15 protein-coding genes and 1 pseudogene are annotated in these 18,921 nt (G+C 52.1%); 7 read left to right on the top strand and 9 right to left on the bottom strand.

Annotated features, from left to right (window positions below):
- Positions 1-20 precede the first annotated feature (20 nt).
- Positions 21-1,457, bottom strand: a complete 1,437-nt coding sequence (gene nrfA, locus D9736_RS12955; protein ID WP_000196875.1) for an ammonia-forming nitrite reductase cytochrome c552 subunit — start codon at positions 1,455-1,457, stop codon at positions 21-23.
- 393 nt (positions 1,458-1,850) lie between these two features.
- Between nrfA and acs the strand changes: the two genes are divergently transcribed.
- The 3 genes from acs (at position 1,851) to actP (ending at position 6,332) form a co-directional block, all read left to right on the top strand.
- Complete coding sequence (gene acs / locus D9736_RS12945) at positions 1,851-3,809, top strand: acetate--CoA ligase (RefSeq protein ID WP_130258462.1); 1,959 nt, start codon at positions 1,851-1,853, stop codon at positions 3,807-3,809.
- 562 nt (positions 3,810-4,371) lie between these two features.
- Entirely contained in the window at positions 4,372-4,686 is a 315-nt protein-coding gene (locus D9736_RS12940) for a DUF485 domain-containing protein (protein WP_001337746.1), read from the top strand.
- Positions 4,683-6,332 (top strand): cation/acetate symporter ActP, encoded by a 1,650-nt coding sequence (gene actP, locus D9736_RS12935; protein ID WP_000832550.1) that lies wholly within the window; start codon positions 4,683-4,685, stop codon positions 6,330-6,332. The genes D9736_RS12940 and actP overlap by 4 nt, the downstream gene beginning before the upstream one ends.
- Before the next feature lie 82 nt (positions 6,333-6,414).
- On the opposite strand, the gene D9736_RS12930 is transcribed toward actP, so the two are convergent.
- From D9736_RS12930 to soxR, 3 genes are all read right to left on the bottom strand, one after another.
- Positions 6,415-8,064 (bottom strand): Na+/H+ antiporter, encoded by a 1,650-nt coding sequence (locus D9736_RS12930; protein ID WP_130205832.1) that lies wholly within the window; start codon positions 8,062-8,064, stop codon positions 6,415-6,417.
- Between the two features lie 149 nt (positions 8,065-8,213).
- On the bottom strand, positions 8,214-9,563 hold the full coding sequence (gene ghxP, locus D9736_RS12925) for a guanine/hypoxanthine transporter GhxP (RefSeq protein WP_130205830.1): 1,350 nt from the start codon (positions 9,561-9,563) through the stop codon (positions 8,214-8,216).
- A gap of 544 nt (positions 9,564-10,107) precedes the next feature.
- Positions 10,108-10,572 carry a redox-sensitive transcriptional activator SoxR gene (soxR, locus tag D9736_RS12920; protein ID WP_000412428.1) on the bottom strand — a complete coding sequence of 155 codons (465 nt, stop codon included), beginning with the start codon at positions 10,570-10,572 and terminating at the stop codon, positions 10,108-10,110.
- 85 nt (positions 10,573-10,657) lie between these two features.
- Between soxR and soxS the strand changes: the two genes are divergently transcribed.
- Entirely contained in the window at positions 10,658-10,981 is a 324-nt protein-coding gene (gene soxS, locus D9736_RS12915) for a superoxide response transcriptional regulator SoxS (RefSeq protein ID WP_000019357.1), read from the top strand.
- A 2-nt stretch (positions 10,982-10,983) separates the two neighbouring features.
- Here soxS and D9736_RS12910 read toward each other — a convergent pair whose 3' ends face one another.
- Positions 10,984-12,570: an EAL domain-containing protein gene (locus D9736_RS12910; protein WP_130258461.1), complete on the bottom strand. Its 1,587-nt coding sequence runs from the start codon at positions 12,568-12,570 to the stop codon at positions 10,984-10,986.
- Between the two features lie 439 nt (positions 12,571-13,009).
- Between D9736_RS12910 and D9736_RS12905 the strand changes: the two genes are divergently transcribed.
- Positions 13,010-13,291, top strand: coding sequence for a YjcB family protein (locus tag D9736_RS12905; RefSeq protein ID WP_130258460.1), 282 nt, complete (start codon positions 13,010-13,012; stop codon positions 13,289-13,291).
- 98 nt (positions 13,292-13,389) lie between these two features.
- Here D9736_RS12905 and ssb1 read toward each other — a convergent pair whose 3' ends face one another.
- Positions 13,390-13,926, bottom strand: a complete 537-nt coding sequence (gene ssb1 / locus D9736_RS12900) for a single-stranded DNA-binding protein SSB1 (protein WP_000168309.1) — start codon at positions 13,924-13,926, stop codon at positions 13,390-13,392.
- Between the two features lie 252 nt (positions 13,927-14,178).
- Here ssb1 and uvrA point away from each other — a divergent pair, with 252 nt between their 5' ends.
- Together uvrA and D9736_RS23755 are read left to right on the top strand one after the other, a co-directional pair.
- On the top strand, positions 14,179-17,001 hold the full coding sequence (gene uvrA / locus D9736_RS12895) for an excinuclease ABC subunit UvrA (RefSeq protein WP_130205822.1): 2,823 nt from the start codon (positions 14,179-14,181) through the stop codon (positions 16,999-17,001).
- A 48-nt stretch (positions 17,002-17,049) separates the two neighbouring features.
- A pseudogene (locus D9736_RS23755) lies at positions 17,050-17,157 on the top strand (hypothetical protein); the annotation flags it as partial.
- A 51-nt stretch (positions 17,158-17,208) separates the two neighbouring features.
- On the opposite strand, the gene D9736_RS12890 reads toward D9736_RS23755, so the two are convergent.
- The 3 genes from D9736_RS12890 to aphA form a co-directional block, all read right to left on the bottom strand.
- Positions 17,209-17,565, bottom strand: a complete 357-nt coding sequence (locus tag D9736_RS12890) for an MmcQ/YjbR family DNA-binding protein (protein WP_130218565.1) — start codon at positions 17,563-17,565, stop codon at positions 17,209-17,211.
- 3 nt (positions 17,566-17,568) lie between these two features.
- Positions 17,569-17,985 carry a secondary thiamine-phosphate synthase enzyme YjbQ gene (locus tag D9736_RS12885; protein WP_130205818.1) on the bottom strand — a complete coding sequence of 139 codons (417 nt, stop codon included), beginning with the start codon at positions 17,983-17,985 and terminating at the stop codon, positions 17,569-17,571.
- Positions 17,986-18,095: 110 nt separating this feature from the next.
- Entirely contained in the window at positions 18,096-18,809 is a 714-nt protein-coding gene (gene aphA, locus D9736_RS12880; RefSeq protein ID WP_130205816.1) for an acid phosphatase AphA, read from the bottom strand.
- Between the last annotated feature and the right edge of the window lie 112 nt (positions 18,810-18,921).

The following is an 18,921-nucleotide window of genomic DNA, read 5'->3' as shown; positions in this document are numbered from 1 at the left end:
CCTTGCGAGGCGGAACGGGGTTATTGGCTTAACAGACCGTTTTTACGTGCCTGTTCTTCCCACTGCGGGATCACCGTTTTGATGAAGTCCTGCTTCTCGGCCTTGATTTGTTCCATGTTCAGGCCAATGGCCTGCTGGGCTTTCTCTTTGGTCGAGATATCCGGGATCTGGATTTCATGGGTGATGCCTTTGGTCGCCAGCAGACGCGCCAGTTTGGTGCGTGCATCCGCCGCTTTATCCATCGCAGTACCGAGCATCCGCAGACCTTCTTCCGGTGCGTGCATATGAATGCCGTGGGAAGCGATCGCCAGATCCCAACGCCACTGGGCATGACGGATATCGTCCTGAATCGGCTTCATTTCGGCTTCCGTCGCGCCTGCATCCAGTGCAGCTTTCGCTTCGAAGTGAGCGTGAACCAGTTGATCTTCAACCTTGATTTTCAGGTCGTTAATCGACTGCTTACGTTCCGCGACCACTTTTTGCAAGGCGGCTTTGTCCTGGGTATGGCAGTTCGCACAAGTCTGGGCGAAGTTATCAAACGGATTACCAATTTTATGGTCGGTGTAGAGTTTGCCTTCGGCGTTCTGCACTTTTGGCATATGGCAGTCGATACAGGTCACGTTGTTTTTGCCGTGAATGCCCGCTGTCCAGGTTTCATATTCCGGGTGCTGCGCTTTCAGCATTGGCGTTTTCGACAGGGAGTTAGTCCAGTCAGAGAAGGCAATTTTGTCGTAATACTGCTCCATATTTTCGACTTTCATGCCGTCATCCCACGGGAATTTAACGGCTTTGTTTTTGCCGTCGAAGTAATACTCCACATGACACTGACCGCAAACCATCGACTGCTGGTCGAAACGTCCAGCTTTCTCAAAAGGTTTGCCAATGGCTTCCATTGCACGCGCCGCATATGGACGGGAAAGGGTTAACTCCGGCTTACCTTTGGCGAACTCTGGTGAGGCGGTGTTATGGCAGTCGGCACAACCTAAGTTGTTGACGATTTCCGGGCCGCCGCGCGCCCATTTACCGTGGAAGTAGCCATCTTCGCCGTCTTTCTGGATCAGGCGCGCCACATCCGGGCTTTTACAACTCCAGCATGCCATCGGTAGCGGACCATCTTCGGCGTTTTTCGGCGCACCGGTACGCAGGGTTTCACGCACATCGGTCACAGCAAAAGCATGTCCACGCGGCTTGTTGTAATCGCGCGAGAAGGGATACCCCGCCCACAGGATCACCAGCCGTGGATCTTCCGCCAGCGCGTCAACACGCTCTGACTGTTCCGAGGTAGCTTTCCAGGAGAGATATTGATCGGGATGCTGTGGGGCAAAGGTTTCATTCTTCGCTTCCACAGTTACAGGTTTCGCGGGAGCGGCCGTTTGTTCAGCGTGAACAGAAGTGAAAAAGAAAAAAGGAATCAACAAGCTGAAGATACGGCGTGCGTTTATTTTTATCCTTGTCATAGGGGCTTTATCCAAATTTTGCCATTGAGGCAATGGCAGTTTTTATTGTTTTTTCATGACAGTAACCGCACATACACTGTCATGACATTGCTCGCCCCTATGTGTAACAAATAACCACACTGTGAATGTTGTCTTTAATCAATTGTAAGTGCATGTGAAATACCACTTTAGAGTTAGTCGATAATTTCCTCCATTTCAAACACATGCATAACTGCATGTTCCAGAAAGAAAATGCCAATTTTTGTTGCTGTCCTTCAAAAATAATCCTGTCGTTTATTTGCACAATTCTACTTTTGCGTGATCTGCCGCCCAAATACTAAACAAAACTGCCAATACCCCTACATTTAACGCTTATGACACATATTATTAACATCCTACAAGGAGAACAAAAGCATGAGCCAAATACACAAACACACCATTCCTGCCAACATCGCAGACCATTGCCTGATAAGCCCTCAGCAGTACGAGGCGATGTACCAACAATCAATTAACGCACCAGATACCTTTTGGGGCGAACAGGGAAAAATTCTCGACTGGATCAAACCGTACCAGAAGGTGAAAAACACCTCCTTTGCCCCCGGTAATGTCTCGATTAAATGGTACGAAGACGGCACGCTGAATCTGGCGGCAAACTGCCTTGACCGCCATTTGCAAGAAAACGGCGATCGTACCGCTATTATCTGGGAAGGCGATGACGCCAGTCAGAGCAAACATATCAGCTATAAAGAGCTGCACCGCGACGTCTGCCGCTTCGCCAATACCCTGCTCGAGCTGGGCATTAAAAAAGGTGACGTAGTCGCGATTTATATGCCGATGGTGCCGGAAGCCGCAGTCGCGATGCTGGCCTGCGCCCGCATTGGCGCGGTGCATTCGGTAATTTTCGGCGGCTTCTCGCCGGAAGCCGTTGCCGGACGCATCATCGATTCTAACTCACGGTTGGTGATCACTTCCGACGAAGGTGTGCGCGCCGGGCGCAGCATTCCGCTGAAGAAAAACGTTGATGACGCGCTGAAAAACCCGAACGTCACCAGCATTGAACATGTGGTGGTACTGAAGCGTACTGGCGGGAAAATTGACTGGCAGGAAGGGCGCGACCTGTGGTGGCACGACCTGGTTGAGCAAGCCAGCGATCAGCACCAGGCGGAAGAGATGAACGCCGAAGATCCGCTGTTTATTCTCTATACCTCCGGTTCTACCGGTAAGCCGAAAGGCGTGCTGCACACTACCGGCGGTTATCTGGTGTACGCGGCGCTGACCTTTAAATATGTCTTTGATTATCATTCGGGCGATATCTACTGGTGTACCGCTGATGTGGGCTGGGTTACCGGACACAGTTATTTGCTGTACGGCCCGCTGGCCTGCGGCGCGACCACGCTGATGTTTGAAGGCGTGCCGAACTGGCCGACGCCTGCCCGTATGGCGCAGGTGGTGGATAAGCATCAGGTCAATATTCTTTACACCGCGCCAACGGCGATTCGCGCGCTGATGGCGGAAGGCGATAAAGCGATTGAAGGCACCGACCGTTCGTCGCTACGTATCCTCGGTTCCGTGGGCGAGCCAATTAACCCGGAAGCGTGGGAGTGGTACTGGAAGAAGATCGGCAATGAGAAATGCCCGGTGGTCGACACCTGGTGGCAGACCGAAACTGGCGGTTTCATGATCACGCCACTGCCTGGCGCTACCGAGCTGAAAGCCGGTTCGGCGACGCGTCCGTTCTTCGGCGTACAACCGGCGCTGGTGGATAACGAAGGTAATCCACAAGAAGGTGCCGCTGAAGGCAGTCTGGTGATCACCGACTCCTGGCCGGGTCAGGCGCGTACGCTGTTTGGCGATCACGAACGTTTTGAACAGACCTACTTCTCCACCTTCAAAAATATGTATTTCAGCGGCGACGGCGCGCGTCGCGATGAAGATGGCTATTACTGGATCACCGGGCGCGTGGACGACGTGCTGAACGTCTCTGGTCACCGTCTGGGGACGGCAGAGATTGAGTCGGCGCTGGTGGCGCATCCGAAAATTGCCGAAGCCGCTGTGGTCGGTATTCCGCACAATATTAAAGGTCAGGCGATCTACGCCTACGTCACGCTTAATCACGGGGAGGAACCGTCACCAGAACTGTACGCAGAAGTCCGCAACTGGGTGCGTAAAGAGATTGGCCCGCTGGCGACGCCAGACGTGCTGCACTGGACCGACTCCCTGCCTAAAACCCGCTCCGGCAAAATTATGCGCCGTATTCTGCGTAAAATTGCGGCGGGCGATACCAGCAACCTGGGCGATACCTCGACGCTTGCCGATCCTGGCGTGGTCGAGAAGCTGCTTGAAGAGAAGCAGGCTATCGCGATGCCATCGTAACCCACAATTGCCCGATGCGAGTCGGTAACGGTTTGTAGGCCTGATAAGACGCGACCGCGGCGCATCAGGCGTTGATTGCCGGATGCGGCGTAAACGCCTTATCCGGCCTACATTCGGCAACGGCTGTAGGCCTGATAAGACGCGACAGCGGCGCATCAGGCGCTGATTGCCGGATGCGGCGTAAACGCCTTATCCGGCCTACATTCGGCAACAGTTGTAGGCCTGATAAGACGCGACAGCGGCGCATCAGGCATTGATTGCCGGATGCGGTGCAAGCACCTTATCCGGCCTACATTTGGCAACGGCTGTAGGCCTGATAAGACGCGTCAGCGGCGCATCAGGCGCTGGTTGCCGGATACGGCGTAACGCCTTATCCGGCCCACATCTGGCAACGGCTGTAGGCCTGATAAGACGCGACAGCGTCGCATCAGGCATTGATTGCCGGATGCGGCGTAAACGCCTTATCCGGCCTACATTTGGCAAGGTTTACCTGGGCGTTAACCTTCTCCCATAAGGGAGCGGGAATTAAAACAATCCCTACATTACCTCTGGAGAATCTGTGATGAATGGTACGATTTATCAGCGGATAGAAGACAATGCGCATTTCAGGGAGTTAGTCGAAAAACGGCAACGGTTTGCCACCATCCTGTCGATTATTATGCTGGCAGTTTATATCAGCTTTATTTTACTGATCGCCTTTGCGCCCGGCTGGCTGGGCACCCCGCTGAATCCGAACACCAGCGTTACACGCGGTATTCCCGTTGGCGTTGGGGTCATTGTTATCTCCTTTGTTCTCACTGGTATCTACATCTGGCGGGCGAACGGCGAATTCGACCGTCTAAATAATGAAGTCCTGCATGAGGTACAAGCATCATGAAAAGAGTTCTGACGGCGCTTGCCGCCACACTCCCTTTCGCAGCTAACGCCGCGGATGCTATTAGCGGGGCCGTTGAGCGCCAGCCAACAAACTGGCAGGCGATTATTATGTTCCTGATTTTCGTCGTGTTCACGCTCGGCATTACCTACTGGGCGTCAAAACGCGTACGTTCTCGTAATGACTACTACACCGCAGGCGGCAATATCACTGGCTTCCAGAACGGGCTGGCGATTGCCGGGGACTATATGTCTGCCGCCTCATTTTTGGGGATCTCCGCGCTGGTGTTTACTTCCGGCTATGACGGGCTGATCTACTCGCTGGGCTTCCTGGTGGGCTGGCCAATCATTCTGTTCCTGATTGCTGAACGTCTGCGTAACCTGGGCCGCTATACCTTTGCGGATGTGGCTTCTTACCGCCTGAAACAAGGGCCGATTCGTATTCTTTCGGCTTGTGGTTCTCTGGTGGTGGTGGCGCTTTACCTTATCGCCCAGATGGTGGGCGCAGGTAAACTTATCGAGCTGCTGTTTGGCCTTAACTATCACATTGCCGTGGTGCTGGTCGGCGTGCTGATGATGATGTACGTCCTGTTCGGCGGCATGCTGGCGACCACCTGGGTACAGATTATCAAAGCCGTTCTGTTGCTGTTCGGTGCCAGCTTTATGGCCTTTATGGTGATGAAACACGTCGGCTTTAGCTTCAACAATCTGTTCAGCGAAGCGATGGCGGTACACCCAAAAGGTGTCGACATCATGAAACCGGGCGGACTGGTGAAAGATCCGATCTCCGCGCTCTCTCTGGGGCTTGGACTGATGTTTGGTACGGCTGGCTTGCCGCATATTCTGATGCGCTTCTTTACGGTCAGCGATGCCCGCGAAGCACGTAAGAGCGTGTTCTATGCCACCGGATTTATGGGCTACTTCTATATCCTGACCTTTATTATCGGCTTTGGCGCAATCATGCTGGTTGGTGCAAATCCGGAATATAAAGACGCGGCGGGCCATCTGATTGGTGGTAACAACATGGCGGCAGTTCACCTGGCCAATGCGGTGGGCGGCAACCTGTTCCTCGGCTTTATTTCAGCGGTTGCTTTCGCCACTATCCTCGCGGTAGTTGCGGGTCTGACGCTGGCAGGAGCTTCCGCGGTTTCTCACGACCTGTACGCCAACGTCTTCAAAAAAGGCGCAACCGAACGTGAAGAGCTGCGAGTCTCGAAAATCACCGTGCTGATCCTCGGCGTGATTGCCATTATCCTCGGCGTGCTGTTTGAGAATCAGAACATCGCCTTCATGGTGGGCCTGGCGTTTGCCATCGCCGCGAGCTGCAACTTCCCAATCATTCTGCTTTCCATGTACTGGTCGAAGTTGACTACTCGTGGCGCAATGATGGGCGGCTGGTTAGGGCTGATTACTGCGGTAGTACTGATGATCCTCGGCCCAACGATTTGGGTACAGATCCTCGGTCACGAAAAAGCCATCTTCCCGTACGAATACCCGGCGCTGTTCTCAATCAGCGTGGCATTCCTCGGCATCTGGTTCTTCTCGGCAACCGATAATTCAGCGGAAGGGGCGCGCGAGCGTGAACTGTTCCGTGCGCAATTTATCCGTTCACAGACCGGCTTTGGCGTTGAGCAGGGCCGCGCGCATTAATCTCCACTAGCCTCTGGTCACCTGACCAACGGTAAAAAGGTGCGATGTACTGCACCTTTTTACCGATTACACCGCCAAAGCGTTATTGGTTCTCTTCAATCAACAACGCTTCCAGCAGATCGAGATCGTGTAGCAACTTTTGCAGCGTTTCGTTGCTGATCTCCCGCGTGGCGCGCAGGTGATAAAGCTCCGCACGTTCAGAACGCAACGCCGCCAGACGGAAGCGACGCTCCAGGTTCTCTTCCTGGACAGAACTTTCAACGTCGTTTCGGCCGTCGGCGCGACGGCGCAGGTTACCGATGACGCGAGAGCTGACTTCGGTAAGCAGCTGGTTGTCGATATTCTCTTCAGTGTCCGCCGCCAGTCGCTCTTCCATTTTCTGGATCGCCACAATCGCCACTTCTGCCGTTGCCGCGCGCGCAATGCGTTCCTCTTTCAGCTGCTGAGAATGATCTGCGACTTCAATGTGTTGCAGCAGAACAGGCAGCATCACCACGCCAACAAACAGCGAGAAGAGAATGACGCCAGCCGCCAGGAACACCAGCTCATAACGCGCCGGGAAGACGTTGCCATCCGGCAACAGCAGCGGAATAGAGAGCACACCAGCCAGGGTGATAGCCCCGCGAACCCCGGCAAAAGACGCGATAAGAATTTCTCGTGTGGTCCACGAACCAAACTCCATCGGTTTCTTCTTCAGGAAGCGGTTACTGAACTTTTTCATCGTCCACAGCCAGCCGAAACGGACCAGCATGAGCGCTGCGTAAATCAAGATGATGTCGGTAAACAGCATCCAGATTTCGACGTTCGGGTCGATCTCTGCCGCCATCAGCGACGTCTCCAGAATGCCTGGCAGTTGCAGGCCCAACAGCAAGAACACCATGCCGTTAAAGACAAACTCCAGCATCGCCCAGGTGCTGTTCGCACGCAGACGCATCGCCAGCGGCGCACGGCGCATCACGCCTGAACGGGTGATGGTCATCCCGGCAGCAACTGCCGCAAGGATACCGGAAACGCCAATATGTTCGGCAATCAGATAAGAGGCGAACGGCAGCAGGAACAGCAGGACTATCTGTGTCGCAGGTTCATCGCCGCCCCAGCGACTCAGGAAGCGCAGCGAGCGACCATATAGCCAGCTCACGACAAACCCCGCGAGAATACCGCCGATCGCGACTTTCATAAATTCGACCGTCGCACCGCCAACAGTGAAGATCATGGTCCCCATAGCGACTGCCACGGCAAACTTCAGCGACACCAGGCCGGAGGCGTCATTCATCAACGCTTCGCCCTGCAAAATGCCCATGATTTTTTTCGGTATTCGCCCTTCGCCAACAATCCCGGAGAGCGCCACGGCATCGGTCGGAGAGAGCACCGCCGCCAGCGCAAAGGCCGGAATTAGCGGAATGCCTGGCACCACCCAATAAATGAGGAAGCCAATGCCGACTACGGTGACTACCACCAGCGCCAGCGCAAGACCGAAGATCTCCCGACCATGTTCGAGAAATTCACGAGTCGGCGTTTTCCAGCCATCAGCAAACAGCAGCGGCGGGATAAACAAAACTAAAAAGAGTTCAGGATCAAACTCCACATGCAAACCAAACGTCGGCCACGCCAGTAGCGCACCAATGGCGATTTGCATAAGCGGAAGCGGGATCTGAAAGGGCATGACACGAGTGACCACCCCGGACAGCGAAACCACGAGGGTCATTATCAGTATGGTAAAGAAGATTTCCATGCGTTCCCTGTTTGCGATGTTTTATGGTTTGAGAAAGGCGTTATGCCTGAATTCTCAGTTTTTTCAGAATATCGCAAAAGCTCACACAATGTACGGAGAAAATAAAAACGGGCAGCCATTGCCACCCGTTTTCAGAATCTTATTAAAGATTAGATAGCCCAGCCACCCGCGTAGAAGGTCACCAGTGCCGCGGCGATAACAACCGTACCAATGTTCAGCTTACGCCATTCGCCAGAAACCAGACGCCCAATAACCAGGGTAGCGAAACCGATCATAATGCCGGTCACGATGTTACAGGTCAGTACAATGAATACCGCCGTCACCAGCCCCGCCATCGCATCGACAAAATCGGCAAAGTCGATTTTCGCCACGTTGCTCAACATCAGCAGGCCAACATACATCAGCGCCGGAGCCGTTGCGTAACCTGGAACAAGGTAAGAGAGCGGAGAGAGGAACAGAATCAGCAGGAACAGCACGCCAACGGTGATAGCCGTCAAACCGGTTTTACCGCCCGCCGCCGTACCCGCCGCAGACTCGATGTATACCGCGGCCGGAGCCGCCCCCACCAGGCCTGAGAAAACGCTGCTCAGGGAGTCGGTGGTCAGCGCTTTGCCGCCATCAATGATCTGCCCGTCTTTATCCAGCAGGTTCGCCTGACCGGCGACTGCACGGATGGTTCCGGTCGCATCAAAGACCGCCGTCATCACCAGCGCCAGTACGCTCGGCAGTACCACCGGATTCAGCGCGCCCATAATATCCAGGCTACCAATCAGCGAGTTACCATTTTCATCGCTCAATGACGGCATAGCGAAAACGCCGGAGAAATGAACGTTAGGATCGAAGATCAGGCCCACAATCGAGATACCGATAATGGTCAGCAGAATGCCGCCCGGCACTTTCAGTTTTTCCAGACCGACGATCACCGCCAGACCTACCAGCGACATAATAACCGGGAAGGTGGCGAAATCACCCAGCGCAACCGGCAGACCGTCGAGCGGATTTTTAATGACCAGGCCAACACCATTCGCAGCAATCAGCAGCAGGAACAGGCCGATACCAATCCCCGTACCGTGCGCCACACCGTGTGGCAAGTTGCGCAAAATCCAGCTACGGATACCCGTTGCAGAAATGACTGTAAACAGCACCCCCATCAGGAACACGGCGCCCAGCGCGACCGGAACGCTAATATGCTGCCCCAGCACCAGGCTGAATGCAGTAAACGCGGTCAGGGAGATAGCGCAACCGATAGCCAGCGGCAAATTGGCCCACAGCCCCATCGCGATAGAACCAATTCCGGCAACCAGACAGGTCGCAACAAAAACTGCTGCTGGTGGGAAGCCTGCTTTACCCAGCATGCCCGGAACGACGATGACCGAGTAGACCATCGCCAGAAACGTTGTTAACCCGGCAACCACTTCCTGACGGACAGTGCTTCCACGTTGTGAAATTTTAAACCAGGCGTCGAGTGAACCGCCGGTACGCGCTGATGGCGTAGACATAAAAAACATCCCCTGAGAGTTTATTTTTCGTCAAGATGCGTGGCGGACAATCCCCTGCCAGCGAAACGTTATCTTCCTGCTCCAGGTTTGCGACAATGTGGGGCGTCGCAAAAAAGCAAACGTTTAGCTCCGCGCATACAAAACGGGTGGTAAAAAAAAGCAAACGATTATCCGGCGATCATAGCGGCTTTTTCAACCTAAGTTTGCTGCTTTTTTCCCTTTTCTTGTATTGACGATGAAAAACCAGGCAATTGATGCGCAAACGTTATCGTCGATGCGCAAAATTACGGCATTTGTAGGTAGCTTGTAGCGAAGAGTTGCAGTAAAAAACCGTGCAAGATGGCAAAAATATTGCGGCTAAAAAACGTCTTTTTGCACTGGCGAAGATACGGAGGCGGCATACAATTAAAGTATCAACACCAACCGGAACCTCCACCACGTGCTCGAATGAGGTGTGTTGACGTCGGGGGAAACCCTCCTGTGTACCAGCGGGATAGAGTGAAAGACAAAGACCGGAAACAAACTAAAGCGCCCTTGTGGCGCTTTAGTTTTGCTCGTCTTCCAGCAAACGCGCGCCAGTACCTTCTTCCCCTAAGCGGTCGCCCGGGTTACGCAACGGGCAGTCGCTACGCGAAAGGCAGCCGCAGCCAATACAACCGTCCAGCTCATCTCGCAGAGCCACTAAGGTATGAATGCGCCGATCTAATTCTTCTCGCCATTGAGAAGAAAGCTGCTTCCACTCTTTGGCGCTTAATGTATGCCCTTCAGGCAACACACCAAATGCTTCACCAATAGTCGCCAATGGAATGCCAATACGTTGAGCAATCTTGATAATCGCCACATATCGCAGCACATCACGCTTATATCGTCGCTGATTGCCGCTATTTCGAATACTGGTAATCAGCCCTTTGCTCTCATAGAAATGCAGTGCAGATACCGCTACCCCACTGCGTTTCGCCACTTCGCCTGGGGTGAGCAAGGCTTTAATGCGGGGTAATTTCTTTTCCATAAATCGCTTTACCTCAAGTTAACTTGAGGAATTATACTCCCCAACAGATGAATTAACGAACTGAACACTGAAAAGAGGCAGATTTATGTCCCATCAGAAAATTATTCAGGATCTTATCGCATGGATTGACGAGCATATTGACCAGCCACTGAACATTGATGTCGTCGCAAAAAAATCAGGTTATTCAAAGTGGTACTTACAGCGGATGTTCCGCACGGTAACGCATCAGACACTTGGTGATTACATTCGTCAACGCCGCCTGTTACTGGCTGCCGTTGAGTTGCGCACCACCGAGCGCCCTATTTTTGATATCGCAATGGATCTTGGGTATGTTTCGCAGCAGACCTTTTCCCGCGTTTTCCGTCGGCAGTTTGATCGCACTCCCAGCGATTATCGCCACCGTATCTAGAATTATTGCCCGCACATTAACTCATGTGCGGGTAATTTCCCTGTCCATTCCATAAACATTTGCGGCGGCATCGCCTTTGCAAAATACCAGCCCTGGCAATAACGCACGCCGCGTTTGCGCAGCCAATTAACCTGCTCCGATGTTTCTACCCCTTCCGCTATCGTTTTTAGCCCCAGACTGTGCGCCAGTTCAATGATGTGTTCCGCAATCAAATGGCTGGTTTTGTGCGTGGTCAGCGTCTCAACAAACGATTTATCGATTTTCAAAATATCGATATTCAATGAATTAAGGTTGTGTAAGTTGGAGTAGCCAATACCGAAGTCATCAATCGCAACTTCATAACCGGCCTGACGGAAAGCATGAATAATCGGCGTCATTTTGGTGACATCAAGAAACGCATGTTCAGTGACTTCAAATTTAATTTGCTGCGGACGCACCGCGTATTGCTCTATTTTCTGATTGGTTCGCGCAATTAAACGCGATGTATGAAAGTCGGAGGCCGACAGGTTAATAGAAACATAGCGATCGGCATGTGTTGCCAGATACGCCCCCAGATCGCTGAATACATTATCAATAACATAATCAGTGACTAACTCAATCATCCCCTCTTTTTCCGCCAATGGGATAAACTCTGCCGGACTCATCACTTGCCCCTGGCCACCTGGCCAACGTAGCAACGCTTCAGCGCCAATACATTTTTCTGTTTTGATATCGATAATTGGCTGGTAATAAAGACAAAGCTGTCTTTTTTCGAGGGCGCGTTGCAATTTGCGTTTGGGTGACTGGTACTCCTGGCTAATCCGCAACCAGAGTAACAGGAGTACCAGACTGCAAAAAATACCTGCGGGCAAAGCAAAGATAAGATGATTATAAAAATGAGCGATAAGACGTTTATTTGAAATGGCAACAATGGCCGCTATCGGGCGTTTTGTCGAATGTACCATTGCATACAAATGACCATTTCGTTGCACCGTTAAATCATTCAGATGAATTAACGGAGTAAACGTTTCAGCCGAGGCCTGATTACTTAACGAAAAAAAGGTTTTCGTCACAGTATCATACACGCCCCATTGCAGCGTCGGATCGTCAGATATCACCTCACTCCAGAATAAAGGATTGATGACCGCCACATAATTACCCCGCTGCATATAAGTCATTTTATAACCGGAGAAAAAAGGGGTATCGCGGTAATAATAGATAGAAATGTCAGGGTCGCGCTTATAATCCGCGGGGGCGATCATATATCCGTCAACAGGGGCGATAAGTGAAGAACATAAAAAACGGTTATCCTGGGCATATATCAGTTCATTGATATAAAGATAGCCACGAATAATATTCAACATTCGCTTCTGATGATCCGGAGTGCAAACTTGCCCCTGATAGCGTTCCGCTTCATCGCTCGCTGAATCTGCCTGTTGAATGACCAGCTCGGATTTATCCAGCGCCAGTTGGGCAAAGACACGAAGCTGATTGTTCACTTCTGATTTTGCCCAAATGAAGGCAATCCATAGTGACAGGATGATGGGAAGAAGTGCTACAAAGATAATGCCCGGCAACGCCAGCAACTTGTGTCGTGCACGATGACTCATTTCTATCAATTCCCTGTCTGGTTATAGCTGGTCATTGCAAGGTGAAAACCCTGGCCACCGACGACGTTAGATAAATCTTACGGTATAAATAGCACTTTTGCCTGATTTGAAATTGATACCTTTATAATCGTTGTTTTAATAAAAATAACACGCTGATATCAAAAAGAATTTACTAAAAAATGCGGGTCAGTCAGGAATGTACGATATTTTGTATTTCCACGACGCCACTGAAAAACCACAAAATAAGCACGCTAATAAAAATAGTGACTCTATCTGGCTAACAAACAACCAATTGTGATATAGTTCACAAAAATAATGAAACATACTAATTGTTTCATTTTGGTATTCTGTAAGCCCCATGATAGCCAGAGTGCATCACACCTCCCGTGAACAACACCGTGCTGTCCAGGGCATCGGTTATTTTCAGAGGAAATGTTCGATGGCTACCCTCACCACTGGCGTGGTTCTTCTTCGCTGGCAGCTTCTTAGCGCCGTACTGATGTTTATGGCAAGCACGCTCAACATCCGTTTTCGGCGGTCTGATTACGTAGGGCTCGCGGTGATAAGTAGTGGCCTGGGCGTTGTTTCCGCCTGCTGGTTCGCGATGGGACTGCTCGGAATCACCATGATGGATATTGCCGCAATCTGGCACAATATTGAGTCGGTAATGGTCGAAGCCACAAATCAGGCACCGCCACAATGGCCGATGATTTTGGTGTGATATGCAGAAGCCTCCATTATGGAGGCTTCTTTTTTATCCCTGGCAGATGCGTTAAACATCTACCTTAAAACAATATAATCTATTGTTTTAAAACAAAATCAGAATGGGATATCGTCATCGAAATCCATCGGCGGCTCGTTAGACGGCGCTGCCGGAGCGGACTGCTGCGGGCGAGACTGCGCGCCGCCGCTGAACTGATTACCCCCCTGCGGTTGCTGAGGCTGGCCCCAACCGCCCTGCGGCTGACCGCCACCGACGTTACCGCCAGCCGGAGCGCCACCGCCCTGACGGCCACCCAGCATCTGCATGGTGCCGCCAACGTTCACCACCACTTCCGTGGTGTAGCGATCCTGACCGGATTGATCGGTCCATTTGCGGGTACGCAGCTGACCTTCGATATAAACCTGGGAACCTTTACGCAGATATTCGCTGGCCACTTCAGCCAGTTTTCCGAACAGCACAACGCGGTGCCATTCAGTCTGCTCTTTCATCTCGCCGGTCGCTTTATCACGCCAGGATTCGGAAGTAGCCAGCGTAATGTTGGCAACTGCGCCACCATTTGGCATGTAGCGTACTTCCGGGTCCTGACCCAGATTACCAACGAGAATAACCTTGTTTACGCCTCTGCTGGCCATGTTCATGTCTCCTGAAAAAAAACGTTCTAATAAGTGTAAACGCGCGATTGTAGCATTACCAATAGCGGTTTTACTATGTTGTGACCTCGGTTCCGCTAAACAATTCTGGTCAAACATTGTTACATAGCGCTCTGGGTTTTGCATTCCAACACTGTATATTCATTCAGGTCATTCTGTGTCATAATTAACCGTTTGTGATCGCCGGTAGCACCATGCCACCGGGCAAAAAAGCGTTTAATCCGGGAAAGGTGAATGGATAAGATCGAAGTTCGGGGCGCCCGCACCCATAATCTCAAAAACATCAACCTCGTTATCCCCCGCGACAAACTCATTGTCGTGACCGGGCTTTCGGGTTCTGGCAAATCCTCGCTCGCTTTCGACACCTTATATGCCGAAGGGCAGCGTCGTTACGTTGAATCCCTTTCCGCCTACGCGCGGCAATTTCTGTCACTGATGGAAAAGCCGGATGTCGACCATATTGAGGGGCTTTCACCCGCCATCTCCATTGAACAGAAATCGACGTCTCATAACCCACGTTCCACGGTGGGGACAATCACCGAAATCCACGACTATTTGCGTCTGCTGTACGCTCGCGTCGGTGAGCCGCGCTGCCCGGACCACGATGTTCCGCTGGCGGCGCAAACCGTCAGCCAGATGGTGGATAACGTGCTGTCGCAGCCGGAAGGCAAACGTCTGATGCTGCTGGCGCCGATTATTAAAGAGCGCAAAGGCGAACACACGAAAACACTGGAGAATCTGGCAAGTCAGGGCTACATCCGTGCACGCATAGATGGCGAAGTCTGCGATCTTTCCGATCCCCCGAAACTGGAACTGCAAAAGAAACACACCATTGAAGTGGTTATTGATCGTTTCAAAGTGCGCGACGATCTTACCCAACGTCTGGCCGAATCGTTTGAAACGGCGCTGGAGCTTTCTGGCGGTACGGCGGTCGTCGCTGATATGGACGATCCAAAAGCGGAAGAACTGCTTTTCTCCGCCAACTTCGCCTGTCCGATTTGCGGCTACAGTATGCGTGAACTGGAACCGCGTCTGTTTTCGTTTAACAACCCGGCGGGGGCCTGCCCGACCTGTGACGGCCTCGGCGTACAGCAATATTTCGATCCTGACCGTGTGATCCAAAACCCGGAACTGTCGCTGGCAGGTGGTGCGATCCGTGGCTGGGATCGCCGCAACTTCTATTACTTCCAGATGCTGAAATCGTTGGCAGATCACTATAAGTTCGACGTCGAAGCACCGTGGGGCAGCCTGAGCGCGAACGTGCATAAAGTGGTGCTGTACGGTTCTGGCAAAGAAAACATCGAATTCAAATACATGAACGATCGTGGCGATACCTCCATTCGTCGTCATCCGTTCGAAGGCGTGCTGCACAATATGGAGCGCCGTTATAAAGAGACGGAATCCAGCGCGGTACGCGAAGAGTTAGCCAAGTTTATCAGCAATCGCCCGTGTACCAGCTGCGACGGAACACGTCTGCGTCGGGAAGCGCGCCACGTGTATGTCGAGAATACGCCGCTGCCTGCTATCTCCGACATGAGCATTGGTCATGCGATGGAGTTTTTCAACAATCTCAAACTCGCTGGTCAGCGGGCGAAGATTGCGGAAAAAATCCTCAAAGAGATTGGCGATCGTCTGAAATTCCTCGTTAACGTCGGCCTGAATTACCTGACACTTTCCCGCTCGGCAGAAACACTTTCCGGCGGTGAAGCCCAGCGTATCCGTCTGGCGAGCCAGATTGGCGCGGGCCTGGTTGGTGTGATGTACGTGCTGGACGAACCGTCTATCGGCCTGCACCAGCGCGATAACGAACGCCTGCTGGGTACACTTATCCATCTGCGCGATCTCGGTAATACCGTGATTGTGGTGGAGCACGATGAAGACGCGATTCGCGCCGCTGACCACGTTATCGACATTGGCCCGGGCGCGGGTGTACACGGTGGTGAAGTGGTCGCGGAAGGTCCGCTGGAAGCGATTATGGCGGTGCCGGAGTCGTTGACCGGGCAGTACATGAGCGGCAAACGCAAGATTGAAGTGCCGAAGAAACGCGTTCCGGCGGATCCAGAAAAAGTGTTGAAGCTGACAGGCGCGCGTGGCAACAACCTGAAAGACGTAACGCTGACACTGCCAGTCGGTCTGTTTACCTGCATTACAGGTGTTTCAGGTTCCGGTAAATCGACGCTGATTAACGACACACTGTTCCCGATTGCCCAACGTCAGTTGAATGGTGCGACCATCGCCGAACCGGCACCGTATCGCGATATTCAGGGACTCGAGCATTTCGATAAAGTCATCGATATCGACCAAAGCCCGATTGGTCGTACTCCGCGTTCTAACCCGGCGACCTATACCGGCGTGTTTACGCCTGTACGTGAACTGTTTGCGGGCGTACCGGAATCCCGCGCGCGCGGTTATACGCCAGGACGTTTCAGCTTTAACGTCCGTGGCGGTCGTTGCGAAGCCTGTCAGGGCGATGGCGTGATCAAAGTGGAGATGCACTTCCTGCCGGATATTTACGTACCGTGCGACCAGTGCAAAGGTAAACGCTATAACCGTGAAACGCTGGAGATTAAGTACAAAGGCAAAACCATCCACGAAGTGTTGGATATGACCATCGAAGAAGCGCGTGAGTTCTTCGATGCCGTACCGGCGCTGGCGCGTAAGCTGCAAACGTTGATGGACGTTGGCCTGACGTATATCCGCCTCGGGCAGTCCGCAACCACGCTTTCCGGCGGTGAAGCCCAGCGCGTGAAGCTGGCGCGTGAGCTGTCAAAACGCGGCACCGGGCAGACGCTGTATATTCTCGACGAGCCGACCACCGGTCTGCACTTCGCCGATATTCAGCAACTGCTCGACGTGCTGCATAAACTGCGCGATCAGGGCAACACCATTGTGGTGATTGAGCACAATCTCGACGTGATCAAAACCGCCGACTGGATTGTCGACCTGGGACCAGAAGGCGGTAGCGGTGGCGGCGAGATCCTCGTCTCCGGTACGCCAGAAACCGTCGCGGAGTGCGAAGCATCACACACGGCACGCTTCCTCAAGCCGATGCTGTAATCGTTAAGGCCGCTTTCTGAGCGGCCTCAGATTATTAACAAAGTGCGCTTTGTTCTTGCCGGATGCGGTGTGAACGCCTTATCCGGCCTACAAAAACATGCAATTTCAATATATTGCAGGGATTGCGTAGGCCTGATAAGCGTAGCGCATCAGGCAATTTTGCGTTTGTCATCATTCTCAGGCCGCTTGCTGAACGGTCTTTTCCTTTCAGAGTTGCACCAGCAATTTACGTTTTTCTTCCGGCAGCAAATTCACCGCCTGCTGATACGACGCATCGACCAAATAATAGATTTGCGAATCCGGCAACGAGCCGTCGAGATATACGGTGCTCCAGTGCGCTTTGTTCAGATGCCGACTGGGACGAACATCGCTATGCTGCTGTCGCAAAAGCTCGGCCAGCGCAGGGCTGGTTTTCAGCGAAACCGCTGGGCGATTTTCCACTTCTTTCACCATCGCAAACAGCACATCTTCCACTTTGATTTGCGTTGCTTTCCAGTCACTATGCACACTCTGTTCTGCGCCTGGTTTTGCCATGCAATATTGTAGCAACTCCGAAATGGTCATTTTTTACTCCCCTTGTAGTGTCGCGATAATGCGACGCGAACCGCCGTGGATGCGATGTTCCCCAAGCCATATTCCCTGCCAGGTGCCGGTCTGAATACGCCCCTGATGCACTGGCAATACGAGCGATACCCCCAGCATCGAGGATTTGATATGAGAAGGCATATCGTCTGCCCCTTCATAGTCATGCTCATAGTTTCCGTTGTCGGGAACGGTGCGTAGGAAAAAACGCTCCATGTCATAGCGTACTGTGGGGTCGCAATTCTCATTAAGTGTCAGAGAGGCGGAAGTGTGTTGCAGCAACAGGTGCAGTAAACCGACATTAACACGCGGCATATCAGCTAGTTGAGTCAGGATTTCATCCGTTACCAAATGAAACCCACGAGATTTAGCGCTAAGCGTGAGCGTCTTTTGAAACCACATGTGCTGCTCCTTGATAAAACTCTCTTAATCAGTTTGCAGCAAGACAGCGAAAGGATAAAGGTGTGATTAAAAAAACAGCATTCGGGAGAGTCAGGCGCTCTCCCGACTTATCAGTATTCTGAATTGATGATCACCTCTTCATCGAATGCACCCGCTTGTGGCAAGGGTTTGTAGGTAGAGTTAGAGGCTCGTAGAATGCGGATGCCACGGATGCCAACATCACGCGCAGCGGTAATATCGTTATCGGAATCACCATAAAAAATTCGGATATTTTTATCCTGTAGCCACTGCGTTTTTGTATTTTGTCCTGCTTTATCGCCCGCAAAAATCACCGGGTTCATACTGGTTGCAGGAATGTGAAAGTCATCAGCCAGCGTTTTTGACACTGTTTCAGTTTTCGTAGGGCTACGACCTGTCACAAAGAAAATGGTGTCGCCACGGCGGACATGCATATCAATTAGCTGACGCGCGACCTCTTTTGGAATACTGAATTCATCCCAACCGTTGTTCATCTTTTCCCAGAATGCCGGGTTTTTTAGATAATCTTCGCTTTCTGGCGAGAACGTTTTTTTGCCGCGCCAGAATCCAGGGCTGGAAAACAGAACAGTGTCATCAATATCAAACCCTACTGCCATCTGTGGACGTCCTGCCAGACTGTTTTCAATTTGGGCGACTGAAACCCAATGAATTGGCGCCTGTTCAGCGAGTTTGGCTACGTTAGTACCCGGATTAAGCGGTGAAGGTGATGAGGCCAGGGCAACAGCGGAACTGTTTAGAGCGAACAATAAGCAAACGGCACTCAATGCCTGTGTGATCTTGCGCATATTTTTCCCTAAATAGTCAGTAAGTTAAAACTTTTTATTGTGAGATTTGTTGAAAAAACCATCTGACCATAACGCCAGCAGCGGGGGAAAGAAAGGATTATCTGCGGTTTTG

It is taken from the genome of Escherichia sp. E10V10 (genome assembly GCF_004211985.1).
In the GTDB taxonomy this organism is placed as follows: domain Bacteria; phylum Pseudomonadota; class Gammaproteobacteria; order Enterobacterales; family Enterobacteriaceae; genus Escherichia.
This window is presented reverse-complemented; position numbering and strand designations above follow the sequence as displayed.